The 26,364-nt window shown below is 63.8% G+C and carries 18 protein-coding genes; 8 read left to right on the top strand and 10 right to left on the bottom strand.

The window, feature by feature from the left end; translation table 11 throughout:
- Positions 1 to 40 precede the first annotated feature (40 nt).
- The 4 genes from ACO1XS_RS10855 to ACO1XS_RS10840 all read right to left on the bottom strand — a co-directional run bounded on the left by ACO1XS_RS10855 (position 41) and on the right by ACO1XS_RS10840 (position 3,203).
- The gene (locus tag ACO1XS_RS10855; RefSeq protein ID WP_331574108.1) at positions 41 to 586 is read right to left on the bottom strand and encodes a hypothetical protein; all 546 of its coding nucleotides are present in this window, start codon (positions 584 to 586) and stop codon (positions 41 to 43) included.
- A gap of 75 nt (positions 587 to 661) precedes the next feature.
- On the bottom strand, positions 662 to 1,480 hold the full coding sequence (locus tag ACO1XS_RS10850; protein WP_486390664.1) for an alpha/beta fold hydrolase: 819 nt from the start codon (positions 1,478 to 1,480) through the stop codon (positions 662 to 664).
- Positions 1,477 to 1,929: a PaaI family thioesterase gene (locus ACO1XS_RS10845; protein ID WP_331574104.1), complete on the bottom strand. Its 453-nt coding sequence runs from the start codon at positions 1,927 to 1,929 to the stop codon at positions 1,477 to 1,479. Before ACO1XS_RS10845 ends, ACO1XS_RS10850 begins: the two co-directional genes overlap by 4 nt.
- A 164-nt stretch (positions 1,930 to 2,093) precedes the next feature.
- The gene (locus ACO1XS_RS10840; RefSeq protein WP_331574102.1) at positions 2,094 to 3,203 is read right to left on the bottom strand and encodes an AGE family epimerase/isomerase; all 1,110 of its coding nucleotides are present in this window, start codon (positions 3,201 to 3,203) and stop codon (positions 2,094 to 2,096) included.
- A 342-nt stretch (positions 3,204 to 3,545) separates the two neighbouring features.
- On the opposite strand from ACO1XS_RS10840, the gene ACO1XS_RS10835 reads away from it, so the two are divergent.
- Positions 3,546 to 4,589: a hypothetical protein gene (locus tag ACO1XS_RS10835; RefSeq protein ID WP_486390663.1), complete on the top strand. Its 1,044-nt coding sequence runs from the start codon at positions 3,546 to 3,548 to the stop codon at positions 4,587 to 4,589.
- Between the two features lie 39 nt (positions 4,590 to 4,628).
- Here the strand turns inward: ACO1XS_RS10835 and ACO1XS_RS10830 are convergent, their stop codons facing one another.
- Complete coding sequence (locus tag ACO1XS_RS10830) at positions 4,629 to 6,944, bottom strand: heavy metal translocating P-type ATPase (RefSeq protein ID WP_331573947.1); 2,316 nt, start codon at positions 6,942 to 6,944, stop codon at positions 4,629 to 4,631.
- A gap of 396 nt (positions 6,945 to 7,340) precedes the next feature.
- Between ACO1XS_RS10830 and ACO1XS_RS10825 the strand changes: the two genes are divergently transcribed.
- The 3 genes from ACO1XS_RS10825 to ACO1XS_RS10815 all read left to right on the top strand — a co-directional run bounded on the left by ACO1XS_RS10825 (position 7,341) and on the right by ACO1XS_RS10815 (position 14,846).
- Positions 7,341 to 8,804 (top strand): DUF1254 domain-containing protein, encoded by a 1,464-nt coding sequence (locus tag ACO1XS_RS10825; RefSeq protein ID WP_414720341.1) that lies wholly within the window; start codon positions 7,341 to 7,343, stop codon positions 8,802 to 8,804.
- Between the two features lie 12 nt (positions 8,805 to 8,816).
- Positions 8,817 to 12,587 (top strand): DUF748 domain-containing protein, encoded by a 3,771-nt coding sequence (locus ACO1XS_RS10820; RefSeq protein WP_486390662.1) that lies wholly within the window; start codon positions 8,817 to 8,819, stop codon positions 12,585 to 12,587.
- Positions 12,588 to 13,001: 414 nt separating this feature from the next.
- Positions 13,002 to 14,846, top strand: coding sequence for an ABC transporter ATP-binding protein (locus tag ACO1XS_RS10815; protein ID WP_486390661.1), 1,845 nt, complete (start codon positions 13,002 to 13,004; stop codon positions 14,844 to 14,846).
- On the opposite strand, the gene ACO1XS_RS10810 is transcribed toward ACO1XS_RS10815, so the two are convergent.
- Both ACO1XS_RS10810 and ACO1XS_RS10805 read right to left on the bottom strand, forming a co-directional pair.
- Positions 14,834 to 16,375 carry a porin gene (locus tag ACO1XS_RS10810; RefSeq protein WP_440559950.1) on the bottom strand — a complete coding sequence of 514 codons (1,542 nt, stop codon included), beginning with the start codon at positions 16,373 to 16,375 and terminating at the stop codon, positions 14,834 to 14,836. The two genes, ACO1XS_RS10815 and ACO1XS_RS10810, sit on opposite strands and share 13 nt — an antisense overlap.
- Before the next feature lie 537 nt (positions 16,376 to 16,912).
- Positions 16,913 to 17,353 (bottom strand): hypothetical protein, encoded by a 441-nt coding sequence (locus ACO1XS_RS10805; protein ID WP_486390660.1) that lies wholly within the window; start codon positions 17,351 to 17,353, stop codon positions 16,913 to 16,915.
- Between the two features lie 231 nt (positions 17,354 to 17,584).
- Here ACO1XS_RS10805 and ACO1XS_RS10800 point away from each other — a divergent pair, with 231 nt between their 5' ends.
- Positions 17,585 to 18,094 (top strand): DUF1269 domain-containing protein, encoded by a 510-nt coding sequence (locus ACO1XS_RS10800; RefSeq protein ID WP_331573935.1) that lies wholly within the window; start codon positions 17,585 to 17,587, stop codon positions 18,092 to 18,094.
- Positions 18,095 to 18,112: 18 nt separating this feature from the next.
- Here ACO1XS_RS10800 and ACO1XS_RS10795 read toward each other — a convergent pair whose 3' ends face one another.
- Together ACO1XS_RS10795 and ACO1XS_RS10790 are read right to left on the bottom strand one after the other, a co-directional pair.
- On the bottom strand, positions 18,113 to 18,817 hold the full coding sequence (locus ACO1XS_RS10795) for a glutathione S-transferase N-terminal domain-containing protein (protein WP_486390659.1): 705 nt from the start codon (positions 18,815 to 18,817) through the stop codon (positions 18,113 to 18,115).
- A gap of 142 nt (positions 18,818 to 18,959) precedes the next feature.
- Positions 18,960 to 21,014, bottom strand: coding sequence for a hypothetical protein (locus tag ACO1XS_RS10790; RefSeq protein ID WP_331573931.1), 2,055 nt, complete (start codon positions 21,012 to 21,014; stop codon positions 18,960 to 18,962).
- Between the two features lies 1 nt (position 21,015).
- On the opposite strand from ACO1XS_RS10790, the gene ACO1XS_RS10785 reads away from it, so the two are divergent.
- The gene (locus ACO1XS_RS10785; protein ID WP_331573929.1) at positions 21,016 to 21,144 is read left to right on the top strand and encodes a hypothetical protein; all 129 of its coding nucleotides are present in this window, start codon (positions 21,016 to 21,018) and stop codon (positions 21,142 to 21,144) included.
- Between the two features lie 861 nt (positions 21,145 to 22,005).
- Here ACO1XS_RS10785 and ACO1XS_RS10780 read toward each other — a convergent pair.
- The gene (locus ACO1XS_RS10780) at positions 22,006 to 22,728 is read right to left on the bottom strand and encodes a GlcG/HbpS family heme-binding protein (RefSeq protein ID WP_331573927.1); all 723 of its coding nucleotides are present in this window, start codon (positions 22,726 to 22,728) and stop codon (positions 22,006 to 22,008) included.
- A gap of 758 nt (positions 22,729 to 23,486) precedes the next feature.
- On the opposite strand from ACO1XS_RS10780, the gene ACO1XS_RS10775 reads away from it, so the two are divergent.
- Positions 23,487 to 24,626, top strand: coding sequence for an extracellular solute-binding protein (locus tag ACO1XS_RS10775; RefSeq protein ID WP_414720340.1), 1,140 nt, complete (start codon positions 23,487 to 23,489; stop codon positions 24,624 to 24,626).
- Positions 24,623 to 26,356 carry a bifunctional diguanylate cyclase/phosphodiesterase gene (locus tag ACO1XS_RS10770; RefSeq protein WP_486390658.1) on the top strand — a complete coding sequence of 578 codons (1,734 nt, stop codon included), beginning with the start codon at positions 24,623 to 24,625 and terminating at the stop codon, positions 26,354 to 26,356. The genes ACO1XS_RS10775 and ACO1XS_RS10770 overlap by 4 nt, the downstream gene beginning before the upstream one ends.
- Positions 26,357 to 26,364: the final 8 nt, after the last annotated feature.

Below are 26,364 nucleotides of genomic sequence, written 5' to 3'. Positions count from 1 at the left end.
GCGCCCGCCGAGCGCTCGGGCGGCGGCCGCCGATCGTGCCTTAGGCGGCGAGCTTCGTGGCCGCTTCGTCGACTTGCCCGCGCGAGATCGAAAGTTCCTCCAGCCATGCCTCGGCATAGACGTTACCCGTTTCGCGCTCGAGGCGAGCGATCGTTGTCGCGTTTCGCGTCGTGTCCTTCGGGGTGGCGAGGAAACGCTTGATCGATTCGCCGGCCTTGAACGCATCGAAGAGCGGCAAGCGAATCTCGTCGGGCAACGTGCGCGTCCATTGATAGGGCTTGCCGTTGAACGTCAGTGTCGGCGGCAAGACGCGCTCCTTCTTGGCCGACGAGGCAATCAGCCCGTACGTCCGCGCGGCTTCGCCGATCTGCTCGGGCGAGAAAAGCTCTTCCGGTGTGATCTCGAATTGCTCGATGTGGGCTTCGATGGCCCGCATGGCGGCGGCGCGATCGTCGCGTTTTTGTTGCGCGCGTTCGACGATGAGCCGCAGTTCGTCGGCCTCTTCGCTCGTGATCGTGAAGCTCGCCTGTTTGTGCTGAAGTTCGGTGAAGCGCTGGAATTCGGTGTCGTTCAGAAGTTTTGCCATGGATCGGATCGCGGATCGACATGCACCGGGCGCGAATACGCCGGCACGAATGTTCGAGGGGCCGCCATTCTAGCGTCAGACAGCCGTGCGATCCAGAGGCATTCGCGTTGCGAGCGAGCGAATAAACTCCGCGCTCGCCGCCAGGACGGCCTCGGGGCACTCTTTGTGCGGCGAGTGTCCGCAGGCGGGCAGCAGTGCCTCTTGCGCCGGCCCCGCGCTATGCCGCGCGATCGAATGCACTTGCCGCGCGGTGCCGTACTGGTCGTCCTGGCCCTGCATGACCAGCAGCGGCACATCGATGCGCGGCAACAGCGCCTCGATGTTCCATGACGCGAAGCTCGGATCGAGCCATGCGTCGGACCAGAGGCGAAAGACATCGGCCGTCTTCTCGCCGTGATATCGCGCGAGTCCAGCCAGCTTGCCGGCGCGCCACGCGGCGAGCGCATCGCGTATGCCCGCGAGCGTCACTGCCTCGACGAACACATGCGCCGCGATCGTCACGATGCCGCGCAACCTCGGGTTGCGTTCGGCTCCGTGAATGAGCGCGATGCTGCCTCCATCGGAATGACCGACGAGAACATAGGGCGCCGCTGGCGGCACGAGGCGCGCCATCACTTGCGGCAGTTCGCGCTGGGCCGAGCGATGCAGATAGCCGGTATCCCATCGCGTCCCGGCCGGCAGCGGCGACGACCGTCCATAGCCGGCCCGATCGTAGACGAGCCCTGGGCAACCGGTTGCCCGGCAAAGCCGCTCGGGGAAGTCGCCCCACATGGCGGTGCAGCCCAGACCTTCATGCAGGAAGACGAGGTAAGGCAAGGCCGCGTCGCCGTCGATGAACGCGTAGGCGACGCTCGCTGCTTCGATCCGAAGTGTGCTTTTCGATTCGAGCGTCATGCCTGTTCGATCTGACCGCTCGCCGGCGCGGCGTTCGGGCCGTCTCCCACGCGGTTGATCGTACCTTGGGCCAGCGCAACGAGGGTTTCCTTGTCGCCATCGAGCAGATAGATGCGGCACTGGCATGTGGCGTGCCCGCGCCCCGCGTAGACGAGCTCCGCGCGAGCAAGCAGTGCCCCGCGCACGGCTGGACGCAGATAGTTGATCTTGTACTCGCCCGTCACGACACGGGGCCCGAGCGCGATCGCACCGGCGAATGTCAACGCGTTATCGGCAAGGTAGCTGATGACACCGCCATGAACGAAGCCGTGCTGCTGCCGCAGTTCGTCGCGAATCGCCAGGCGCAAGGTCACTTCATGCTCGCCGATCTGCACGAGCTCGGTGCCGAGCAGCATGCTGAACGGCTGAGCGTGCAGCGCGCCGCGCGCCAGGTCGAAAAAGTCGGTCATCGGGGGGCCCCTTGCGGGGCGCGGCCCCGTATCCTATTGGTTCCACTCTAGGAACCGTTCGCGCGCGGAGTCAAGGAGCGGGCGCGAATCCCCCCGGCGAGACCCTTCCGCAAGCGCCGTGACTGCCGTAAACCCTAAGAGGGAATCCGCCGTAACGCACGGTGTCAGCGTGCGCCCGGCAACGACGCGTAAGCCGTCGCCAGATGGTAGGGCGTGGTCGACGGCATATCGGCGCGCGAAACATCGCCGGCCGGAGTCTTGCACTCGTACCAGCCGCGCGAATGCAAAAAGCGCTCGCGAAACGCGGCAATTTGCGATGCGAGTGCCCGAAGATCGTCGGCCGTACCGCGTGTCGCCAGCGCGCGCAGATATTCGGTCTGCGCCCAGATGCGCTGCGTTGCATCCTGAATCGAGCCGTCCTCGTTGAGCGCGGCGCACACGCCGCCCGTGACGGCATCCACGCCGTGGCGCTGCGCGAAGACGAACGCGCGCTCGAGCGATTCGGCCAGCCCCGATGCGGCGATCGTGCTGCCGGCGCTCGCCGCCAGATAAAACCACTCGAACTGGTGGCCCGGTTCGAGCCGGTTGCCCGCCGTGCCGATCGGCAATTCGGCGATCGCACCCGTCGGCGCATGCACGAATGTGCCGGCGACGGCATCGGCAAGCCGCGCGAGCGAGCGGTCATAGGCGCTCTCACCCGTGGCGGCACGGGCGGCCAGGTACGCTTCGGCCAAGTGCATGAGCGGGTTCTGCAGCGCTCCCGCGCGCACGGTCGAGAAGTTCTCGTCGAGCGTGGCATGCAGGAGGCCACCCGACGCGGCAAAACGCGCATCGACCAATGCTGCCGTTTCGGCCAGCACGTCGAGCGCATCGCGCTCGCCGAATGCGCTCGCATACTGAGCGCACGCGAAGATGACGAATGCGTGTGTATAGAGGTCTTTCGTCGTATCGAGCGGCGCGCCGGCGGCATCGACGCTATAGATCCATCCGCCGTGGCGCGCGTCGCGGAAATAGCGGCGCATTGAATCGAACAGCGTGTGAGCATGTTCGGCGTCGCCGGCCAGCGAAAACACGAACAGTTGCCGCGCGCAGGCCATCGCGCGATAACGGACGACAGGCAGCGGCGCCTGATCGTTCGCGCCGACGGCCTCGTACGGCAGGCAGAGGGCGGCGTTGTAGCCCGCTCCGCGCCATAGCGGCATGACCGTGTGGGCATAGTGTTCGCGAAGGGCGCTGATTTGCGCCGCGATGGCAGCGTCGATCGAAGTGGACATAAAGCGTATGGGGCAAACGGCCCTATCGGATGAACGCGGTGGCCACCGCGCGAAGCGCAAAGGATAATTCAAATTCGCCGCACCGGGCGTGGCCGCACCGCTCGATTCCCCTGCTGTCGCGCCTGCCGATCGTGCGACAATGCGGCGTTCGCCGAACACGAAGACCGAATAGATTCGCGCTCGCGCGCGGCCATGACCGCGCTCTTCGCTTTACCGTCTTTCCGCTTTCCAGCTATGGCAGATTCCGCAGCATCTTCGACCTCTCGCGTCAGCCGCCCGGCGACCGCCCGACGGCGCGCGCGTGCCGCTTCTCCCGCATCGGATGCGCCGTCGAATCCCACCGTGTCCGAACCGAGCACGCCTGCAATTGCTGCAGCAGGCCCTGAGGGCAACGAAGGCGCTGCGCTCGTCGCCGAGGGCTCGGTCGGGCGTGACCGTCCGGAAGACTCGCGCGAGGAATCGCCCGCCGAACGCCTCGACAGCGATTTCTTCGGCGCCCTGGAAACATTGAACCTCGATCCGCGTCAGGGCACGTTGGCCGGCTTCGAAGTGCCGGCCGATGCGCTCGATTCGCTTCGGGCACGCGCCGAAGCGCAGCGAGCCGCCGCCGAGCGGGAGGCCGAAACGGTCCCGCTGTCCCCGGATCCCGAGGCGGGAGTCGGGACACCGGCATTGCACGAGCCGGCACCCGCTTCGATGCGCGCGCAAGTCATTCCGCAACCGGCCGGCGCGCGGATCGCGGACATCGCCGCTTATCTGCGTGTCGATGACGCCGGCAGCGCTGACCCGGCCCAAGCCGGGCCGGCGCGCAACAGGCTGCAGCCGGCCAAGCGCGCATGGACCTCGGGCGCCGCGCAGGGGTCTTCATCATCATCGTCATTGGCACCGCCATCGGCCGACTCGCCCGCTTCCGGTTCCGCTGATGCCATCGGCGCGGCGCAGGTCGCACAAACCGCATCGACGGCGGCATTGGCCGAGACCGTCGCTGCGCTGTCGCGCTCGCTCGCTGAAGAGCGCCGGGCCGCGGCCGCCAGCCGCCGACGTAGCGCGCGCCTGCTGACTATCATGGCGTGCGCGAGTGTCCTGATGCTGGCGCTCGCGATCGCACAGTTCGTCGTCCTCGCACGCGTAGCGCGCGAAAGCGCCGCCGCACAGCAAAAAACCGAGGCGCTGCTGCGCAGCCAGCAGTTGGCGCTCGCGGCGTTTCTCGACACGGCCTCCGGTGCGGCGGCGGATATCCGCGGCACGGCCGACGCGATGGCTGGGAGGCTTGCCGCGCTGCCGTCGCGCCAAGGCGCAGCGCCGGGCGCACCTTCGGCATCCGTTTCGACGCTGACGCCATCGGCCAGGCATGCGCGCACCGCTCACACGCACAGGGGCGGTTGACCGGCGGCTGCCACGGACCCATGCGCCAGCCGCTCCCGTTTACCGTTTCCAACGCTTGAGCAGCAATGCGTTCGTGACGACGCTGACGCTCGAAAACGCCATTGCGGCGCCCGCGAGCATCGGGTTGAGCCAACCGAGCGCGGCGAGCGGAATGCCGATCAGGTTATAGACGAACGCCCAAAACAAATTCTGCTGGATCTTGCGATAGGTCCGCCGCGAGATGTCGATCGCATCGGCGACGAGCGACGGTTCGCCGCGCATGAGCGTGATCCCGGCCGCATGCATCGCGATGTCGGTGCCGCTCGCGAACGCGAGGCCGATATCGGCTGCTGCAAGCGCGGGCGCATCGTTGATGCCGTCACCCGCCATCGCGACGATGCCGCCGCTTTGCGCCTTGATTTCGCGCACCACGCGCGCTTTGTCCGCGGGCAGCACCCCGGCGTGGAACGTTTCGATGCCGAGCGCAGCGGCCACTGAAGCTGCGGCGCCGCGGTTGTCGCCGGTCACGAGCACGCTCTCGATTCCGCGCGCCGCGAGACGCTCGACGGCAGCGCGTGCATCGGGCTTGACCGTGTCACCGAATGCGATCAGCGCGAGCGCGGTTGCGCTCGCGCCCGACCCTTCGGCGCGCATGAGCCACGATACGGTATTGCCGGCGGCCTCGAGTTCGCGAGCCCGCGCGAGCACGGGTGCTGGCGGGGCGATGCCGAGCGCGTCGAGCCAGCCGCCATTGCCGAGCATGAGCGTAGTGCTTTCGACTTCCCCTTGCACGCCCCGGCCCGGCACTGCCTGGACGTGAAGCGCCCGCAGCGGTGCTGCCGCCGGTACGTTGCCGCCCGTTTCCGTCGGCATTTGCGCTTCGGATGCGGTGAGGAGCGCACGCGCGAGCGGGTGCTCGCTGCCGCGTTCGAGCGCGGCAGCGAGCATCCATGCCCGGTCCCGCTCGATCCCGATGCTTTCGAATGCGACGACTCGCGGCTTGCCGAGCGTGAGCGTGCCGGTCTTGTCGAATGCGACGACCGTGACGCGTTGCGCGAGTTCGAGCGCTTCGGCGTCCTTGATCAGCACGCCGTGCCGTGCCGCGACGCCCGTGCCCGCCATGATGGCCGCGGGCGTGGCCAGGCCGAGCGCGCAAGGGCAGGCAATGACGAGCACTGACACCGCGTTGAGGATGGCGGTCTCGGCCGATGCGCCCGAGAGCAGCCAACCGGCGAACGTCGCCGCGGCGATCAACAGGATCGCCGGTACGAATACGGCACTCACGCGATCCACGAGCCGCTGGATCGGCGCCTTGTGGGCCTGCGCCGTCTCGACGAGCCGCACGATGCGCGCGAGCGTGGTTTCCGCGCCGATCGCGGTGGTGGTGACGGCCACGAGCCCCTCGCCGTTGATCGAACCGGCCGTCAGCCGGTCGCCGGGCGCTTTCGCGACGGGCAGGCTTTCGCCCGTGATCAGGGCTTCGTCCACGTGGGTGCGCCCTTCGAGAATCGAGCCGTCGACGGGCACGCGTTCGCCGGGCCGCACGAGAACGACCATGCCGACGCGCACCTCGTCGAGCGGCACTTCGCGCTCGCTGCCGTCAGCTTGCCGCAGCCGCGCGCGGTCGGGCCGAAGCGCGTTCAGGGCACGGATCGCGGCAGTGGTCTCGCGCTTGGCGCGCGTCTCGAGCCATTTGCCGAGCCGCACGAGCGCAATGACGACGGCCGAGGCTTCGAAGTACAGGTGCATCGTGTCGCCAGGATGCACGCTCATCTGCCACACGCTGAGCCCATAGGCGGCGGAAGTGCCGAGGGCGACGAGCAAATCCATGTTGCCGGTGCGAGCGCGCACGGCATGCCAGGCCCCGACATAAAACCTCGCACCGCAGGCGAACTGCACGACGCTTGCCAATATCAACTGCAGCCATGCCGGCAGCATCCAGTGACCGCCGACGGCTTCGGCGAGCATCGGCAACATCAGTGGCAAAGAGAAAGCGGCGGCGACGGCCACCGCAGCCAGTTCGCGCTGCGATTGCCGATGGCGCGCGGCATCGCGATCGGCATCGGTGCCTGCGGCCGCAGTGCCCGAATCGCGGTCCGATCCACGTGGCGCCTCCACGACGGGCCGCGCCTCGTAGCCGGCCCCCGCGACAGCCGCGACGAGCGCCTCGAGCGTCGCAGGCGCGGCGGCGGTGGCGAGCCCGACACTGGCCCGCTCGGTTGCGAGGTTCACCGAGACGTCGACGACGCCGGGAACGCGCGAGAGCGCTTTTTCGACGCGCCGCACGCACGAGGCACAGCTCATGCCGCCGATATCGAGTTCGGCGGTCGCGGCCGCTGAGGCCGCCGCGGCTGGGGGAGAGGCGAGATCGGTCATGATGGGAATCGGCATAGGCAAGCGGACACTGCCGCGATGAACGACAGTTTTGACCTTCCCATCATTGGAAGGTCAAGCGGCAGTTTCGCGCACGCCGCAAACCCCGTCCATCCGGCCGCGGCGCCGCTGCGGCTCGCGTGATGAAGGGCTTCGCGTGGGCACATTATGGGTTTCGGGCGGCGTCGTGCGGTCGGAGCGGGAAAAAGCGAACAAAACGTATATCCGGGCCTCGCTTCGGAGTTGTCCTTGCTTACCGCCTGAGGATACGATAAAACCCTTTCGCGATCCGACACGAAGCCGGGAGCGCCGTCTTTGCCGGACGGCGTGCCATGTGTCGGATCCTCGATGCCGTTTTGCGGATATTTCATCGACTCCTAAATGAAAAAGACAACAACAATGCGACACGCATTCTCACCCGCCGGGGCTGCATCATGGATCGTCGGCGTTGCCGTGCTCGTGCTGGCCGGATGTGCCGCGCCGATGCACACGACCAGCACGCCTCGTAACCCTGGCTGGACCAAGGACGAAGTCTCCGACTCTTATGTATTCGGTTACCCGCTCGTCGTGATGACGAGTGCCCGCGCGGCGGCCGCGGCGGGGCAGGCGCCCGGAGCGGGAGTGAACACTCTGCAACGCCAGGACACGTTACCGGCAGCGGACGATGCCGGCGTGTTGCCGCACGCCGATGTGGACACGCTGGCATCGACGGCGTGGCTCGATCTGAGCGCCGAGCCGATGGTGCTCTTACTGCCGAATACGCGCGGCGAATACCTCGACGCCCGGGCGCTCGATATGTGGACGAACGTCGTCTGGTCGACGGGCAAGTTTGCCAATGCGCGCGGTTTCACCAAGCCGAGCGCTATCGCCTTCGTGGCGCCGGGCTGGGACCGGCAGTTGCCTGCTGACGTCGAACGTGTCGATGCGCCGGGCATGAGCCTGTGGCTCTCGGTGCGTTTCGCGGCGACGGGGCCTCGCGAGGTGCCAGCCGCGCGAAGACTGCAAAGCCTCGTGCGTCTCGAACCGCTTTCGGCTTTCGTCGAGGAGCACGGCAAACGCGCGAAAGGCGGCAAACGGCTCAAGCCGGGCAAACGCGCGGAATCGGACAGCGACGGCGAATCGATCGTGCTTGCCGACACACCCGCCGCACAAACCAGGGCGGTGGCCGCACTCGACCCAGATGCTTTCTTCGGGCGTCTTGCCGATGCCTTGCGCGACAATCCGCCTTCCGCGGCCGAGGCGCATGAGATCGAGATCCTCGCCGATCTCGGTGTGAAACCGGGCGAAGCCGCGCATTTGCCGCGCGACGCGGCCGATGCGATCAAGGACGGCATCGCCGATGCGCATGCACGGCTTGCCAGCGCGCCCGTCAACGCGCTGTCGGGCAACGGCTGGACGTGGCTTGCCGATGGCGTCGGACACTACGCCGACGATTACGCGCTGCGGGCGTACGCTACGTTTACGCGCCCCGGCAGTGGAACGAAGGAGGACGATATCGTGGCGACCACGTCCGTCGACGCGCAGGGGGAGCCGCTCGACGGCGATAACCGCTATATCCTGCATTTTTCGGCCAAGGCCTTGCCGCCGGTGCGCGGGTTCTGGACACTGACCGCCTATACCGCGGATGGCGCCCTGGCCGATGGCCGGCTGCCGCATCTCTCGGTCGCGTCGCGCGACGGTCTGCGGCGCAACCGCGACGGTTCGGTCGACATCTATGTCCAGAGCGCGTCGCCCGGGCGTGCGCGACAGGTGAATTGGGTTCCGGCACCGAAGGGCCCCTTTGAGCTCGTTTTGCGGCTTTACGCCCCGCAAACCGGCGCCGCGGATGGCAATTGGCAACCGCCTGCGCTCGTGCGCAAGTAAACCGGAGGGTGGATGACGAGCAGTTCTAATGCCGGCAATGGAGGCGCGCTGACCCGGCTACTCGGCGTGGTGCGCTCGCGCGGTGCGCGTCGGTGGGCGATTTCGATCGTCGTCATCGTCGCCCTTTTCGGGCTGCTGGGATTTTTCGCCGCGCCGCCGCTTCTGCGGCACGTAGCCGAACAGCAACTGAGCGCCCAACTGGCGCGGCCGGTGACGATCGGGCGTGTCACGCTCAATCCTTACACGCTGCGGCTCGAAGCCGATCGCATCCGGATCGGCGAAAAGGCGGCGCCAGGCGATTTCTTCAGCGCCGAGCGCCTCGTCGTGCGCCTGTCATGGCTCACGATCCTGCGCTTCGCGCCGATCGTCGACGAGTTGACGATCGATTCGCCGCACGCGAACATCGTGCGGCTCGATGCGCAGCGCTTCAATTTCACGGATATCGTCGAAAAGTTCTCGACGCCTTCCAAGCCGCAAACGGGGCCGGCGCGTTTTTCCGTCTCGAACATCGATGTCGACAACGGCCGCATCGATTTCGACGACCGATTGCTCGGCGCGCGGCATGTGATCGATCAGCTCTCGCTGGGCGTGCCGTTCGTCGCCACGCTGCCTTCGAAGACCGATATCTTCGTCGATCCTCGTTTTGTCGCACGTGTGGACGGCAGCCCCATCAGCATTGGCGGCAAGACGAAACCGTTCGCGGCGTCGCGCGAATCGGAAATCGCGTTGAAGTTTGCCGATCTGGACGTGCCGCGCCTGCTGTCGTACGCGCCGGTCAAGCTGCCTGTCACCGTGCAAAACGGCAGGCTTGCCGGCGATCTGAAGCTGCACTTCGTGATGACCGGCGATGCGCCGGCGCTCACTGTGACAGGCACCGCCGATCTGGCCGATGCGCGCGTCGTCGACGAACGCAGCGCGCCGCTTTTTTCGGCACATGCGCTGCATGTTGCGGCCGCTTCGCTCGAACCGTTCCAGCGCGTGTTCCGCTTCGACGAAATTCGGCTCGATCAGCCGTCATTGCATCTGGTGCGCGAGCGTTCGGGCGAACTCAGCGTGGCGCGTACGTTTGCCGCCGCGCCGGAGGGTGCGTCCGCAGGCTCGGCCGCATCGGCCACGGAAGCATCGGCAGCATCGGTGCCGGCCGCGGCATCCGGCGCGACCGTCACCGCGACGCCGCTCGATCTCTCGATCAAGCGTTTGGCGCTCAACGACGGCGACATCGCACTCGAAGACCGCACGCCCGCTCGGCCCGTGGCGCTTGGGCTCAACCATCTGACGGTCGCGGTCGACGATTTTTCGACGCTCGCCAAGCGCCCGGTGCGCTACGCGGTGCGCACGGCGCTCGCCCAGGGCGGCACGCTTGCGGCGACCGGCTCGTTCGATCTCGACGCCAAAACCGCCGATGCAAAGCTCGCGGCCGAGGCGTTGCCGCTCGCGCTGGCCCAGCCGTATCTGGCCGACGCCACGGCTGCGAAGGTTTCGGCTGGCACGCTCGGGGCGAACTTGCCGGTGAAGGTCGATTGGTCGAAGGCGCCGGTGAATGTGCATGTGAGCGATGGCGACTTGACGCTCAAGTCATTGAAACTGGCCAGTTCCAGCGGCTCGGGAGACGTTGCGCTCGGCGACGCGCGCATCGGCGTCAAGCAGATCGACCTTGCGGGACGCAAGGCGGAACTATCGAGCGTCGAGGCGACCGGCCTCGCGGTCAAGGCGACGCGCTTGAAGGACGGCCGCATCGATCTTGCGGCGTGGGCCGAAGCGCCGAAACCGGCACAAGCGCCCGCGGATGCGCGCGCGAGCGAGCACGAGGCCGACCACGCTCAGCGGCCGGCCGTCGCACGCAAGTCTCGCGACGCCCGCGCGGCCAACGGTGGTCAGCCCGCGGGCGACTCCCCCGCGTGGCATTACTCGATCGGCGAATTGCGTTTGAAAGACGCGTCGGCCGATATCGTCGATCAGGTGCCGGCCCGGCCGGCGACCGTGCACTTTTCGTCCATTCAGTTGGAGGCGCAAAACGTCAGCGACGACATGAGCCGTCCGCTGCCCATCAAGCTCGATGCGACGCTGAACGGCAAGGGCATGCTCGAAGCCTCGGGAAGCGTAGTGCCGAGCCCGCTCGACGCGTCGCTGAAGCTCCATGCGAACCGTCTCGACGTGGCGGCGTTCGAGCCGTACTTCGGCGATAGCTTGAACGCCGCCGTCAAGAGCGCGTTCGTCAATGCCGGGGGCGAACTGAAGTTGTCGACGGCCAAAGATGGCGTCAAGGCGAGTTACCGGGGCGGTGCGGCGCTCGTCGATGTACGGCTGCTCGACCGCGTCACTTCGGCCCCGCTCGCGGGATGGCGTTCACTGGTGCTGGCGCGTACGAATGTGCGTTACGACGGCCGGGCCACCGATATCGACATCGGCCGTGTGACGTTCGCGCAGTTCTTCGGCAGCGTGTTGCTGAGCGCACAGGGCAAGCTCAATCTCGACGATGTGCTCGCGCGCGAGAAGAGCGACGCGGCGGCGACGGACGCCGCCACGCATCGAGGGCACACGAGCGAAGTGGTGGTGGCACACAACGCGCCGTCCACGCCGTCGAATCCGGTCCATGTTCATGTCGGCGAAGTCGTCTTGCAGCAAGGGCACGTCCGATACACGGACAACTTCGTGAAACCGAACTACAACGCGAACCTCGTCGACATTACGGGAACGATCGGCGCATTCGGCACGGATTCGACCACGCCGGCCCCCGTGGATGTCGGCGCGAGCCTGGCCGGCAACGGCCCGATCGCAATCCGCGGTACGGTCAATCCGCTCGCCGAGAAACCGTCGCTCGATTTGAGCGCGAGCGCGCACGACATCGAACTCACGAACCTTACGCCCTACTCGGTCAAATATGCCGGCTATCCGATCACGAAGGGCACGCTCAATGTCGATCTGCACTACAAGCTCGAAAACGATCTGCTGACGGCCAACAATCACCTGTTCATCGATCAGCTGACATTCGGCGACCATGTCGAGAACGACACCGCAACGAAGCTGCCGGTGCGCCTTGCCATTTCGCTGTTGAAGAACTCGCGCGGACAGATCGATGTGAACGTCCCGGTCTCGGGCTCCCTCTCGAATCCGCAGTTCAGCCTGGGCAGTCTCATTTGGGGCGCGATTCTGCATCTCGTCGAGCGTGCGGTGACGGCACCGTTCACGCTGCTCGCGAACGCGTTGGGCGGTAGCGGGGAGAGCGGTGCACGGGAGCTTCGCTACGTCGCGTTTGCGCCGGGATCGGCCGAGCTGACCGACTCGACGCGCAGCAAGCTCGATACGATTGCGAAGCTGCTCGCCGAGAAACCGGAAGTCAAACTGGACCTGACGGGCCGCGCCGATCCCGCCATCGATACGCCCGCGTTGAGGCTGGCGTATGTGGACGATCTAGTGCGCAAGGAAAAGCTCAAATCGCAAGGTGGGAGCGCGCAGGATGCCGATGTGTCGTCGGTGACGTTCGCACCGGGCGAATACAGCGAGTATTTGACGAAGGCCTACAAGGACGCCGATTTCAAGAAGCAGCGCAACTTCATCGGCCTCACGAAGACGCTGCCCGACGACGACATGAAGCGGATACTGGCCGCCCATGCTCCCATCGACGAGGCGAGCCTTCGCGATCTGGCGCAGCGTCGCGCTCAGGCGGTTCGCCAGTATTTGAAAGTCGATGCCCAGCGGGTATCCATCGCGACGCCGAAGCTGGATGCGAAGGATCTGAACGATACCGGACCGACTACTCGGGTCGACTTTGGACTGGGTTGAATCGGCATTGCCGGGGGGGGCGAAGCGTTGTGGGCCCCCCTCCCCGAAAATAGCCCGCTCGTTCCGCGGGATATTCTCGGACGGGCCACGCGTTGCCGCATCCGCTGCTACAATCTCGCAATCGCAGTCCGGTTCATTCGTTCCGTTCACTTCGTCCACACGCAAAGGAGGCGTCCAAATGGTGTCGACAACGCTTTCAGCCGTCCTTTACGTGGCCCCACTCCCGGCCTTCGCGGTCACGGTACCTCCGCGGCACAGCTAGCTTTGCCGCACCCGGGCATCGTATTTCCCGGCTGAACGTCCCAACCAATCACTCGCGGTTTGCGCGCGCAGGCGAACGCCTGGCGCTGTAGACGCATTCTTTTTCGATTTCGATTCCCCGGTCCGCTTCGGCGTCCCCGGGGCGGAGCACTTATGACCCGCAAGAAACTGGATTTCGGCGGCCGTGCATTCAAGAGCGTGTTCGGCTATACCTTTGCTCACTGGCGCAAGCAGCCGTGGCGAATCGGCACCATCGTGCTGCTTTCGTTGGCGGGCGCGCTGGCCGATGTGTTGACGCCGTACTTCGCAGGCCGCCTCGTCAACGCCCTCGCGACGGCTGCGCACGCCAAGGCGGCTGCCTTCGACGCGGCGCTGAGCGCATTTGCCGCGTTGATCGCGCTGGGCGTCGCGGCCGCGCTGCTGCGCTACCTGATGTTCCTCGACATCATCGCGCTCACGCTGCGCATGATGAGCGAGATCGCGGGCAATGCGTTCCACCGCGTGCAGCGCTTTTCGTCCGACTGGCACGCCAACAGCTTCGCAGGCTCGACCGTACGCAAGATCACGCGCGGCATGTGGGCGCTCGATCTGCTCAACGATACGCTGCTGATCGGCCTGTTGCCCTCGCTCGCCATGCTCGTCGGCGCGACCGTGCTGCTCGGCATGCATTGGCCGGCCATGGGAGCCGTCGTCGGCGCGGGCGCGCTCGTCTACGTCGTCGTCACGGCGGGGCTTTCAGTCGGCTTCGTCGCACCGGCCGCGCGGCTCGGCAACGCGTGGGATACGCGCATGGGCGGCGCGTTGGCCGACGCGGTGACCTGCAACTCTGTCGTCAAGGCATTCGGCGCGGAGCTGCGCGAGGAAGAGCGTCTATCGCGCGTCGTCGGCAAATGGCGCAGCCGCACCCGGCGGGCCTGGATGCGCGGCACGGCCAACGGCGGAGCACAAAATGCGATGCTTGCGGCCATGCAGGCGGCGATGCTCGGGGCGGCGCTCGTTTTGTGGATGCGGGACGAAGCCAGCGTGGGCGACATTACATTTGCGCTGACCATGTTCCTCGTCTTGCAAGGCTACCTGCGCGACGTGGGGATGCTCGTGCGCAATCTGCAGCGCTCGGTCAATGACATGGAAGAGCTCGTCGCGCTCGAAAACCATCCGCTCGGCATCGACGACGAGCCCGATGCGCCGGCGATCGCGATCGAGCGCGGCGAAATTCGCTTCGAGCACGTGACGTTCCGCTACGATGCACACGCCGCGCCGCTTTACGCCGGTTTCTCGATGCGCATCGCACCGGGCGAGCGCATTGGCCTGATCGGCCATTCGGGTTCGGGCAAGACCACGTTCATCAAGCTGATTCAACGGCTTTATGACGTGCAAAGCGGCGCGATTCTGATCGACGGTCAAGACATCGCGCAGGTCAGGCAAGCCTCGCTGCGTGCGCAAATCGCGATCGTCCAACAAGAGCCGTTGCTCTTTCATCGGACGCTCTCGGAGAACATCGCCTATGCGCGCCCCGGCGCGACACGCGCCGAAATCGAACGCGCGGCCCGGCTGGCGAATGCGCATGAGTTCATCGCCGCGTTGCCCAAAGGCTATGAAACGCTCGTTGGCGAACGTGGCATCAAGCTGTCCGGCGGCGAGCGTCAGCGTGTCGCGATCGCCCGGGCATTTCTTGCCGATGCGCCGATTCTGATCTTCGACGAAGCCACCTCGAGCCTCGACAGCGAAAGCGAGGCGCTGATCCAGCAGGCGATGGAGAGGCTGATGGTGGGACGCACGACGATCGTCATCGCGCACCGCTTGTCGACCGTGCGAGCGCTGGATCGCCTTCTCGTGCTCGACCGTGGCCGCATCGTCGAGCAAGGAGATCATGATGCGCTGATTCGCATCGAACGCGGTATTTACCGGCGGCTTTTCGAACGCCAGGCGCTCGGGATGACGCAAGGGCTCGACGCATCGCTGCATGAGCCGCCGGTGGTGCTCGCTCAGAACTTGTAGTTGAGGCCTACCGATACGCCCATTTCGCGCCCACCGGCATAGCAGAACGGCGCGCCCTGCGAAACGGAGCTGCCGTCATGGCAGTCCACCGTCACCGCGCGGCCGCCCGCGCCCAGCGCATAGTGCGCAGCGGGCTGATTGAGCATGAGCGCGTAGTCGGCATACACCGTCGTATGCTTGTCGATCTTGTGTCGGATGATCGCGGCGAACAGGTTAGCCGCATTGTGCGGATTAGCCGTGCCAAGCGCGGTCGGATCGACAGGCGGCGTGTTGTGCTGCCCCGGATCGCCTGGTGTGTGGAACGCATGCGCCCAGCCCAGGCTCACGCTGTCCTTCGGCGTGAAGTCCTGGGTTACTGCAAGCCAGAGCCCGTTTCGGCTGCGTTCGTTTTGTACCTCGAGATACGCCGGAATCTTCCGGCGCATCACCTCATAGACGCCGTTGAGCGTCGTATGGGTGGGCAGCTTGTACTGCATGCCGACCTTCCAAGCCCATTCGTTGCCGATATCGTTGGGGTCCGTTCCGTCCAACGATGCGAGTGCAGCGGGCGTGGAGGTCACGTCCCCTGATCGGTTGACCGCTTTGTGAAGTTCGTACGCGGTCGTGAAATAAAACGGACCACCCTGATAGGCGATGTTGGCGCTATATGCGGAGCCGTAGCTGCCGTCGTTACAGGCCACGGGGCCGCCGCCGCTGCCTGGTATGTTGCCGCCCGTACAGTTCGATTCGCCCGAAGCCTGCGTGGAGTTTTCGTAACCGCGGTTCTGTCCGGGCGAAACGAGCGCGTTGAACGACCACCCGTGGAAGTTCGGGGATTCATACCAGAGCGCATGATCGAGGCGGGTTCCGAATTCGACACGATTGTCGCCGCCCGTGTTGCCCATAATGGCGCCGTAGTCGCCGAGCGTTCCTGAAAATGGATTCAGTCTTGCCGTGGAGTTCTTGTAGGGCGCATCGGTTTTGCCGACCTTGAACGCCCCCCACTTCGACGAGGCGATACCGATGTAGCTGTTGCGCGAAGTCAGCGCACCCTTGACGGTCGAATCCTGTGCCGAGTTCGAATTGCCGGTACCGGACGTTGCCGAGACGTCGAGCTGCGTTTCGAACTGATAGACGAATGACAGATCCTTCGACGAGCCGAGCGAGCGCTTGCCTCTCAAGCCGAAATACGAAAGATTCGTCGAGATGTCCGGCTGCCATCCCATATGGCCGCGTGGGCTGACGACGGTGCCGTCCGGCAACGTGTACGAGCTGGCAAGGCCTTTCGTTGCGTAATCGACCGAGAGATCCAGATTGCCGTAGAAGTCGATCTCGCCCAGCACTTCCAGCAAGGACTTCAGGCGCGGCGGCAGATTATCGGTCCAGCTCGATTTCGGCGCTACGCTATCGACGCCCGCATAGGCGGCTGTATTCGCGGCCGGGACGGCCGGTGACGGTTGCTGTGCCCTTTGAGCGGCTTCGGTTCGCGCCTGACTTGCCGCGAGCGCGTCGAGCTTCTTGTTCAAACTGTCGATTTGCTCCTTGAGCAACCGTATTTCCTGAGATTGGCTGCTTGCCGGGAGCGCCTGTGCCGCAACGCTCCCGGAAACTGTCATACCTGCGGCGATCGCCAACAAGCTTGGAGCCGCAAGAAGCGGCGCGGATCGAAAGGCTTTCAACATCTCCTCCTTTAATTAGGACTACTAATTACTCTTTTAGATTTATTACACTCCGTAAAGATGCGATCTTTACAAAATGGAATGTATATTACGAAGCGAAAGCTTTTTTATAGGCGGGTATGCGGCAGTACCAGATGCGCGACCGGTTCGCGGTGCAAGCGTTGGGGACGACGGCGGGGGTGATTTGCCGTGATTAGTCCAAATGGCTCCGCTAGTCTGGGATTGATGCAGTTTTTTGAAAAATCTTTTGTTTTTATCGTTTCTATTAGAAGCGCTGAGAATTGCTTCCCGGGCCGCTTCCCGGGTCTCGGGCGACGCAGATAAAAAAAGGCGAGCGCCAGCGCTCGCCTTCAGCGGTGTGCCCGGCTTCGCGTCAGCTGAGCCGATGCACGTCCGAGACGGTCGGACTTATTGTGTCTTGACCGTCGAATCGGTTTTGACATCAGCCTTCGTGTCGGCATCGGCGCCGGCCTTGACCGGGGCCTTCGCATCCGTCTTCACGGGCGTCGTGACGGCCGCTTCGTTGCCGGCTTTCGTGCTGGTCTTGTCTGCACTTGCGCTCGTGTCGTGCTTCTTGCTCATCTTGTGCGCGTGAGTTTTCTTCGCGTGTGTCGCCGACTTCCTGGTCGTATGAACGTCCGTGCTCGCCTTGTTGGTTGCGGTGGCAGCGTCGTTGGTCGACGCATCGGCCTTCAACCCGCTCGTCGACGCTCCGGCGCCGGCCTTCAGATTGGCCTGGCCCGTCTGCGCGGCAGCGGAGGCGCCGGTCGCCGGCGCGGGCGCGGTCGTCTGTGCGAAAGCCGTCGAAACGATGAGAGCGGAAGCGAGAGCAGCGAAAATCGTCTTCATAGGTGACTCCTTGTTGGGCAGCTGAAAATGTTCAGCGCTGCCCGTTTAACGCCACGTCGACGACACGAGTTGACGCCGCTCTGGTGACAAAACGTAAGCGGTATTACGGTGCGGCGGACACAATGGCCGCCCCCGTAGGTCTTTTCAGGCAGATGTGAGGGAGTGGCCGCATCGTGCGGCCGCGCTATCGTCTATAACTGAAATCTGCACCACCTCAAAGGAGGACCCGACATGCGGCGCCTCTATTTCCTCGTATCGGACGCGAGCTCGGCGAAAGCCATCGTCGAAGATCTGCTGCGCGCGCGGATCATCTGGCGGCATATTCACGTCCTGGCCAACCACAGCGTCACCCTGGATGCGCTGCCCGAAGCCTCCTTGCTGCAAACCAGCGACGTCGTCGCCGCACTGGCGCGCGGTACGGCGTTTGGTGGCGCGACCGGCGCGCTTGCGGGGCTCGTCGCACTCGTTTTTCCGCCGGCGCAGCTCGCGATTGCGGGGGGTGCCGTCGTTGCATTGACACTCGCCGGCGCGGGGTTCGGTGCGTGGACGGCCACGATGATCGGCGTCGACGAACCCAGTCGGCGTCTCGAGCGGTTTCAAGCCGCGATCAAGGCGGGGCAGCTATTGCTGATGGTCGACGTGCCGCAGGCACGTGAGCAGGAAATCCAACAGATGGTGCACGAGCATTTTCCGCAGGTGGACATCGAAGGCGGGGAGCCCAAGACGCCCATATTTCCCTGACGGTGTTGCCGTGATGCGTTACCCCCGGCTGGGGATGTCGAGCGCTCGAACGACAGCCGGCCGCGCGACGAATGTCTCGAGCGCTCGCTTGACGTGAACGAAGTCGTCGAACCCGACGAGCTCGCCCGCTTCGTAAAAGCCGACGAGATTGCGCACCCATGGCAACGTAGCCATATCGGCGATCGTGTAGTCGTCGCCCATGATCCATTCGCGGTGAGCCAGCACCCCGTCGAGCACGCCCAGCAGACGGCGCGCTTCCGCGACGTAGCGATCGCGCGGTCGCTTGTCCTCGTAGTCCTTGCCCGCGAATTTGTTGAAGAAACCGAGTTGGCCGAACATGGGGCCGATGCCGCCCATCTGGAACATCAGCCACTGAATCGTCTCGTAGCGGCGCGCCTCGTCGCGAGGTATGAATTTGCCGCTTTTGTCGGCCAGATAGATCAGAATCGCGCCTGATTCGAACAGCGCGAGCGGCTTGCCGCCCGGACCTTGCGGATCGATGATGGCCGGAATTTTGCCATTCGGATTGAGCGAGAGAAATTCCGGCGACCCCTGGTCGTTCGTGTCGAAACGGACGAGGTGCGGCTCATAGGGCAGTCCCGTTTCTTCGAGCATGAGCGACACCTTGACGCCGTTCGGCGTGGGCAGCGAATAGAGTTGGATGCGTTCGGGATGCGTTGCGGGCCATTTGCGGGTAATGGGGAAGGCGGATAGATCGTTCACGCTAGTCCTCGATAGGCGGGAAAGTCGACGGCGAGTTGTTCGATCGCGCCGGCATGTCGCCGGCACTACGAACAACTCGCCGCATTTTACCCGTCAACCGGGACCTGCATCGGGTGGCGGAACAGCTTGGTGAGCCGCGTGTTTATTGACCGGTGTAGCCCACCGGCAGGGTCGCGTTGGCCTTCGTCACCGTCGCGTTCGACGATACGACGTAGATCGGCGATTCGGTCAGCGTCAGGTTGGCGACACCATTCGAATAGGGCACGGTCGTCGCATTGCCCATGACGTCGAGCACCGTCACGTTGCCGCTCGTGCCGCTCGCGTCGACGGGCAGCGCGTAAGACGTGCTGTACGTCGGACTGTACGCGCCGGATGACGTGGGCCACTGTGCATTGTTGTGCGTCCACAATGCCGTGATCACTTTGCCGCCACCCAGTTGCTGGAACGCGTAGCCATACACCATCGTCGGCAGATTCTTCAGGCGTCCGAGCGTTTGCGTGCCGTCGATGATGCGCGTCATCGCGGCGAATGCCATCGCTTGCGGCTTCGGACTCAGATTGTTCGCACCGTACTGTCCTTGGGGATTGGTCACGTCGAAGAACGTGCCGTATCCCACCTCATCCGGATAGTCGGGCCCATAGAAGAAGTACGTGACCTGCGCGCCCTCGCCGAGGATGATCAGGTGTGCGCGCGCTGCAACGGCGGCTTGCGCGTAGAGCTGATTCGACGACGGCGAGTTCGGTCCGTACGCCACGCCCGGATCGTAGCTGATGCCGAGCTCGGTCGACCAGAGACGCATGTTCGGTTTGACCGATTGCATCTGCGCGCGCAGGGCCTGCATCTGCTTGTCGAGCGCATTGGCGACGTTGGCGGGGTTCGGGTCCGTGTCATAGAGCTCGGGCGGATGCGACGGGTAGGTGCCGGCGTTGTAGTAACCGTGCGTGGTGATGCCGTCGATGTATTGACCCAGCCCCAGCGCCGCGTACGTTTGCAGATACCCGCTCGTGCACTGCGTCTGGCAGTTGGCGACCAGCGGATTGGTCGTGCCCATGACGACAGCGTTAGGATCGCTCGCGTGCAATCCGGCGTAGACGGCCGCATACATCTGCACGAAATTCGATTGCGAATCCGTCCACTGCGGCTCCCACGTCACTTGGTAATAGTTGTTCTGCTGGTTCGGGAAGTACGTTTGCCGGATCGCAGACGTGTCCGAGCCGACGCGCGACATGAAGTTGCGATAGTAGGTGAGATCCTTCGGCGCGTTCGTGTCGTCCTGGAATCCGCCCGTCGGGCTGGCCCATCCCGGAATGCCATCGAGGCGCACGAGACGCATGACCTTGCCGTTCGTATAGGCCGGGTCCAACCCGCTCACCGAGGGCGACCACGTGTTCGGGCCGTTGGGCTCCATGGCCGAAAGCTCGCGATCGTCGATCGTTTGCGAGATGCCCAGCGCCGCGAGCGCTGCCGCGTTGCTGTTGAAGCCTTGCATGCCGAAACGATGCTGGTCCTGATGCGCGAACGTGACTGCCGGAATGACACCCGACTCGTTCGGCAGGACGCCGAACGTCGCGATCCCGGTCGGACGCGTGCCAGCTTGCGGCAGCGTGCCGCCAGCGTGGGTCAGCGTCGCCGTGACGGCGAAGTAACCGCCGAGCGAGGCCTGGCACGACAGCGTACTCGTCTGGGTACCGCTGGCAACCGCAAACGTGCCGCTGCCCTTGATGTTGCCGACGTAGTCCTGAACCGACCAGACGACGGAGTCGGCCGCCGGTGCGGACGTGACGAACGACAGTTTGAACGTGCTGCCCTGCGCGAAGAGGCGTGTACCGTCGGCAGTGGGCGTATCCGCGGAGATCAGGCCCTTTGGCGTTCCACCCGCGCTGGCGACCGGTGCGGCACAGGTGATCTTGCCGCTCGACGTCGACGTCGATGTCGTACTCGTCGTGCCGGTGCTGCCGGTGGAAGTGCTCGTGGTGCCCGTGCTGCTCGTGCCCGTCGACGTCGTCGAGGTGCTCGGAGAGCTGGTCGAGGTCGTGCCGGAACTCGTGCTCGTCGTTCCCGACGAAGGAATCCAGCAGCTCTTGTTGGCGCCGTAGTCGGGATCCGTGCCGAACGCCGTGTTCGTGCACGCGGTCCCATTCGTGAACGTCTTCTTCACGTTGTTGGCGGTCGTGCTGCCGCCATAAAGGACGGTCATCGTGCCGCTGAACGAGCAAGTGCCGTTTTCAACCGCACATTTCGTCCACGAGGTCGTCGAAGTCGTCGAGGTCGAAGAGGTGCTCGTCGTCGTGCTCGATGTTCCCGCGCTGTACCAGCAGCTTTTTTGATAGCCGTAGGCCGGATCGGTTTGGGACACGACGCCGTTCGAGCAGGTCACGCCGTTCGTGAACGGCCCATTGAGCGTGTACTGAAGCGGGCTCGCGGTGCCGAAGACAACGTTTGCGGTACCGCTGAAAGAGCAGCGGTTGTCTTCGCTAGCGCAATAGGTGTAGTTCACACCATTGATCGTGAGCGTGCTTTGAGCGAGCGCATTAGGTGCCCAAAGCGCTGCGGGAATCGAGATTGATATGACTAAGAAGCCGGTAAATAATGTTCTAGCGTTAATACGCCAGGAAACGATGGCGGAAAAGAGCTGGCGGAAGAGTAGGCGATATTGCACTGCGGGACCTCGGGTAGTTTGCGGACGGGGGTGGCTCGGGCCCGGCGTATGCTACCGAGATTTCTCGTGTTATCAAGTGAGGAAATGGGGCTAATATGAAATGAAGATAGCCCTGAAATGGCGGTTATCGCAGGAGGATATGCTTATTTTCACTGGATCCGGGTCGAAAAAAACGTCCCCGCGCGGTCCGATGTAAGGATTACCTGGCAACGGGGCGAAAATCACCCGTGCCACTATCAGACTATACGTAGTCTTTCTCTGCCGACCCCCATGTAGGGCGTGTCCGGAAAGCACTAATTAACGATTCCGCGAATTTCTTGTCATGCAAATATCTCGCGTAAATATTGCGCGAAATAGTTTTACTATCGAGGCGCAATAATTATGCGACCCCGATATTACGCTTCGAAGGCGGAGGGCGTGACGGCAAAGGGGAAATGCAGTGACGGGCGCGCTCGAGCGTGCCGAGAGAACCGGGGCCACGCGAGGACCTATCGCGCGCGGGACCCGGTGTGCGTGTGTCCGCTTGCGCTCAGGGATGAGCGATTTGCTGGGCGCTCAGGTCGCTGGGAAAGCAGTGGGGATGCTCGAAACCGACGGGAACCGGGTTCGTCGCATAGAGGATGTTGTCGGTATTGCCTGCTCCAACCCCCGCGGGAATACCGTCCAAGCCGGCTAGTTTGCGCATTCGATAAGCGATCGCATGGTCCGCACATGCGCTATCGCCGCTGACGCCAAGCCCGCCGATCACTTTGCCGCCCACATACAGTGCTACGCCACCACCGAACGTGATGACACCGCCGAGGACTCGCCCCTGGCCGGTGCCGTCCGCCAAAAACCGCGCGTCGAACGGATTGCTGTTGTTGAGTCCGTAAAGCGAGCCGCCGGGTTGCGTCGCACCGTAGAGATTCGCCGTTGAGAGCGCGAGCTTGTCATTACTGAATCCGTTTGCTGTATAGGCTTTCGCAATCGCGATAGCGCGAGAGCCGGGCCACGCATCGCCGAGCTTGGTGACTGAGCAAAGGCGTCCATCCCGATCGACGACGGCGGACCACATGCGATTGGGTTTGAAAATGCCGCCGTTTCCGTCGCCCAGATTCACGACGGCAGCGAGCTGTTTTTGCACGAGCGCGACCGTGCCGGCCGGCAGGGTACAACGCCCGGATACGTCGGTACCGTCATCCGCAAGTAGAGGGGATGTCCCCGCAATGGTTAGCAGAGCGGCAAATGCACCGCGGGAATAGCGCGCGTTCATGATGGCCTCCTGAAGAGCGTTGCTGGCAATTCGGATTCGAATTGAGGTATTCGATTTGAATAAAATGTCAAATGATACCGGCCAGAAAACAGGCTAACCTTTCGATTTATCTCAGGGCGAGCGAAGCCCTGCCTGGCGAATGACATTGATTTCCGGCGATATTCACCATGCAGGCGCAAAAGAGCGCCACGCAAGCGAATGGAGCGCTGGCAACGGCTTCTGGTCGGATTGCAGGATGCATCATAGTCAGCAGTAAAGATCATCGGCGGACAAAGGTGTGGCGGATTGTGATGTGACATGAACCGTCGCTTGTAAAAGCTTGCTCAAATAGAATGAGACGCGCTATCGGCCAAAGCTGAAAAGTTCACGACGAGAAAGACAGATCGGAGCCATTGCGTCGCGGAGTTTTTCGCGTACATTGCATCGGGCGGTCCATTACCATTATCTATTGGGGCGCTTACTGCAATTTGCTTCCGGGCGCGCTGCCGAATCGTCCGCCGGAGGGCCGATCGGGTACACGGTCGCACGAAATGTCGGGCGAGGCGTGGCGAAGCGACCAGGTTCCCGGGTGGTACGCCGCAAACCGAACGAACGGGTATCGCGGCTCAGCGCGCCGTCGGAACCAATATATCCTGGTCGATTTGGCGGGTTTTTGTCCGACAACACGGTGCAACGACAGCTATCGTCCCCTAATTGCGCGTGCATTGGTTTTATGGCATTGTTCGCGCGACAGCGTCGATGTGAAAAAAGGCAGTCGAATGCGAATAAGTTCTAACTGGCTGCGTATCGATCTACGGGGATTCATTGGACGAATAACTAGCGGTCGGCTTCCAACGCGAGTCCTCTTGCGGGGAATCGCCGCATTCGTCGCACTCGTGCCGATCTCCGGCATCTCGTTGGGTGCCTCCGATGCGGTCCCTCAGAATCTGCTGCGCGTACTCGCATGGCCGGGCTATGCCGATGCCGATGTCGTCAAGCAATTCGAGACGCGCTTTCACGCGAAGGTCCAGGTGACGTTCGTCGATTCCGACGAGACGTTATGGGAGCAAATGCATCGGGGCTCGCCCCCGGCCTTCGACGTGCTCGCCGCTAACACCGCGGAAATTCAGCGTTATACCCAGCACAACCTCCTCGCTCCGCTGGACGTATCGAAGATTCCCAACACGCGCCTGCAGTTGCCAATGTTCAGGCAGCGCTCGACGATCGGGGGCATCGAGCACGACGGCACCGTATACGCCATTCCCTTCACCTATTCATCGATGGGATTGATATACGACCGCAAGCAGGTGCCGGTCGAGCCTCGTTCGATGCTCGAACTTTGGAACCCGCAATACCGCGGCCGCACGCTCGATTTCAACAGTGCGCAGCATAATTTTTCGTTTGCCGCGCTGGCGCTCGGCTACCGCGACCCGTTCCATTTGACACCGGCGCAGATGCGCACGGTCACACACAAGCTCATCGAGTTACGGCGCAATCTGCTGACGCTGTACACACTGCCTGAAGAGGCGACGGCGCTCTTTGTTCAACACCATGCTGCCATGATGTTCGGTAACTATGGAACGCAGCAGATCGAGCTGTTGCGACGAGCGGGAGTGGACGTCGGCTATGTCATCCCGGACGAGGGCGCGCTCGCGTGGCTCGACTGCTGGGCCATCACGCGCGGCGCGCGTAATCGGGCTCTGGCATTGTCCTGGATCAACTACATGCTCGAGCCCGAGGTAAGTGGGCTGCTGCCTCAGCGTCAAGGGCTGGCGAGCACATTGGGGCCCGCATCCGGCCATGCTGCCGACAATGGCAAACATCTTTTCTGGATTCAGCCGGTGGAGGACATCGCGCAGCGCGAGTCGTTGTGGCGGCGCATTGTCTCCGGCGAACCACCGGAACGGTTCCCACGATGAAGCTCGGTCTGACTTCCCAGCTCATCATCTTGCTCGCCACGATCGGTGTGGTGTCGTCGGGTGCGACCGGCTATTACGCATATCGTGCCAATCGGACAATGCTGGTCAACGAGGCGCAGCAGAGCCTGCTCACATCGACGCGGCTGCTCGATCAGCGTTTTTCGTCCGCGTTGCACGATGTCGCCGAGGACGCGCTGGTCCTGGCCGTCATGCCTTCCGCGCGCAAGATCTCGGAGTCCGTCGAGCATGCGCCGCTAGACGGGCGCGAGCGTCTCGAGCAGGTGTTCATGAGTTTCATGCAGTATCACTCCGACTATCTTCAGCTGCGCTTGATCTCGCGCGCGCATTACGGCCTCGAGCGCGTGCGTGTCGACCGCGGTCCGAACGGGGTGATCGCGGTGCCGGAAGCCGGGTTGCAAGAAAAGGGGCACTTTGCCTATGTTTTCGACACCTTGGCTGTGTCGGCGGGGCATATCTATCTGTCGCCGATCGTCATCAATCATGAAGCCGGCACGCACGCCGCTTCGGGTCGGCCGATCGTCCGGGTGGGCACTCCGATTGTCGGAGCGAATGGTGCGAATGTCGGCGTGCTCGTGATCGACGTCGATCTGACGAGGGTCTTCGCACGTCTCGCGCGGGACCTGCCCCAGCGCGATCAAGTCTATATGGCCAATCAGTGGGGAGACTTCCTGATCCATCCGGATCCCGCATTGGCATTCGGTTTCGATCGGGGACAACGCGTGCTGATGCAGGAGACTTTCCCCGTGACGAAGCCGCTCTTCGACGAATCGGGCGCTCAGATGACGATCAGCGGCTACGAGCACCGGCGCGACGGGCGCATCTATGCGTTTGCGCGGACGCCGTTCGGCGCCGTGGAGGGTAACCGCTTCGTCGTGCTCGGTCTCGCCAGGCCGCTGACGACTGTGCTCGTTCCGGCCGACGCGCTAGGCGGGCGCATCACGCGAATGGTCATCGTCTTCAGTGTGTTTGCACTCGTGCTCGCCATCCTGTTTGCCCGTGCGCTGACCAAACCGTTGCATACACTCGCGAGTGCCGCACTACGCGTATTCGATCATCCCCCCGATGCGCGGTTGCCGACCGAACGCTCAGATGAGATCGGTATTCTCGCGAGATGTTTCGACAGCATGTGCCGGGAGATTCGCTTGCAGATGAGCGAGCTGCACAGCAAGCAGCGCGAGCTCGCCCATCTGGCCGGACACGATGCGTTGACGGGCTTGCCGAACCGTATGCTGTTCATGGAAAAGCTTGCGGTTGCAATCGACACGGCGACGCGAACGGGCCAGCGGCTCGCCGTGATCTTCATCGATCTCGACCGCTTCAAGCAGATCAACGATCAGCTCGGGCACTGGGCCGGCGATCGTGCGCTGACCGTCGTCGCCGAGCGGTTGGCCAGCGTGCTTCGCGCCAGCGACATGGCGGCGCGCTTAGGGGGCGACGAGTTCATCGTGCTGATCGTCGATATGCAGTCGGCGGGGGTGGTCGAGGAGATCGCCATGCGTATTGCCGAGGCGATGAACGAAGACCTGCAGCTTGGAGACCAACGGCTGAAGATTGGAGCGAGTGTCGGCATCAGCGAGTTCCCCGCCGACGGATTGACGGCCGAGGAGTTGCTGCTCAAAGCGGATGCGGCCATGTACGCCGCAAAGTCATCGCGGTGCGGGATGCATCGCCGTTATCAGGAACTCGCCTCACCCGGCGCAGTGTCTTGAGGCCAGTC

The sequence above is a fragment of the Trinickia sp. genome, assembly GCF_057351765.1.
Note: the sequence above shows the minus strand (reverse complement) of the source record. Positions and strands in the feature narration are given on the sequence as shown.

Excerpts from the sequence above, each read along its gene's own strand:
- ACO1XS_RS10790 (WP_331573931.1), bottom strand. The coding sequence starts at position 21,014 with ATGACCGTCCTTTATGGCGGCAGCACGACCGCCAACAACGTGAAGAAG.
- ACO1XS_RS10830 (WP_331573947.1), bottom strand. The coding sequence starts at position 6,944 with ATGACCGATCTCGCCTCTCCCCCAGCCGCGGCGGCCTCAGCGGCCGCG.
- ACO1XS_RS10845 (WP_331574104.1), bottom strand. The coding sequence starts at position 1,929 with ATGACCGACTTTTTCGACCTGGCGCGCGGCGCGCTGCACGCTCAGCCG.
- ACO1XS_RS10840 (WP_331574102.1), bottom strand. The coding sequence starts at position 3,203 with ATGTCCACTTCGATCGACGCTGCCATCGCGGCGCAAATCAGCGCCCTT.
- ACO1XS_RS10825 (WP_414720341.1), top strand. The coding sequence starts at position 7,341 with ATGCGACACGCATTCTCACCCGCCGGGGCTGCATCATGGATCGTCGGC.
- ACO1XS_RS10780 (WP_331573927.1), bottom strand. The coding sequence starts at position 22,728 with ATGAACGCGCGCTATTCCCGCGGTGCATTTGCCGCTCTGCTAACCATT.
- ACO1XS_RS10855 (WP_331574108.1), bottom strand. The coding sequence starts at position 586 with ATGGCAAAACTTCTGAACGACACCGAATTCCAGCGCTTCACCGAACTT.
- ACO1XS_RS10850 (WP_486390664.1), bottom strand. The coding sequence starts at position 1,480 with ATGACGCTCGAATCGAAAAGCACACTTCGGATCGAAGCAGCGAGCGTC.
- ACO1XS_RS10815 (WP_486390661.1), top strand. The coding sequence starts at position 13,002 with ATGACCCGCAAGAAACTGGATTTCGGCGGCCGTGCATTCAAGAGCGTG.
- ACO1XS_RS10820 (WP_486390662.1), top strand. The coding sequence starts at position 8,817 with ATGACGAGCAGTTCTAATGCCGGCAATGGAGGCGCGCTGACCCGGCTA.
- ACO1XS_RS10805 (WP_486390660.1), bottom strand. The coding sequence starts at position 17,353 with ATGAAGACGATTTTCGCTGCTCTCGCTTCCGCTCTCATCGTTTCGACG.
- ACO1XS_RS10770 (WP_486390658.1), top strand. The coding sequence starts at position 24,623 with ATGAAGCTCGGTCTGACTTCCCAGCTCATCATCTTGCTCGCCACGATC.
- ACO1XS_RS10775 (WP_414720340.1), top strand. The coding sequence starts at position 23,487 with ATGCGAATAAGTTCTAACTGGCTGCGTATCGATCTACGGGGATTCATT.
- ACO1XS_RS10800 (WP_331573935.1), top strand. The coding sequence starts at position 17,585 with ATGCGGCGCCTCTATTTCCTCGTATCGGACGCGAGCTCGGCGAAAGCC.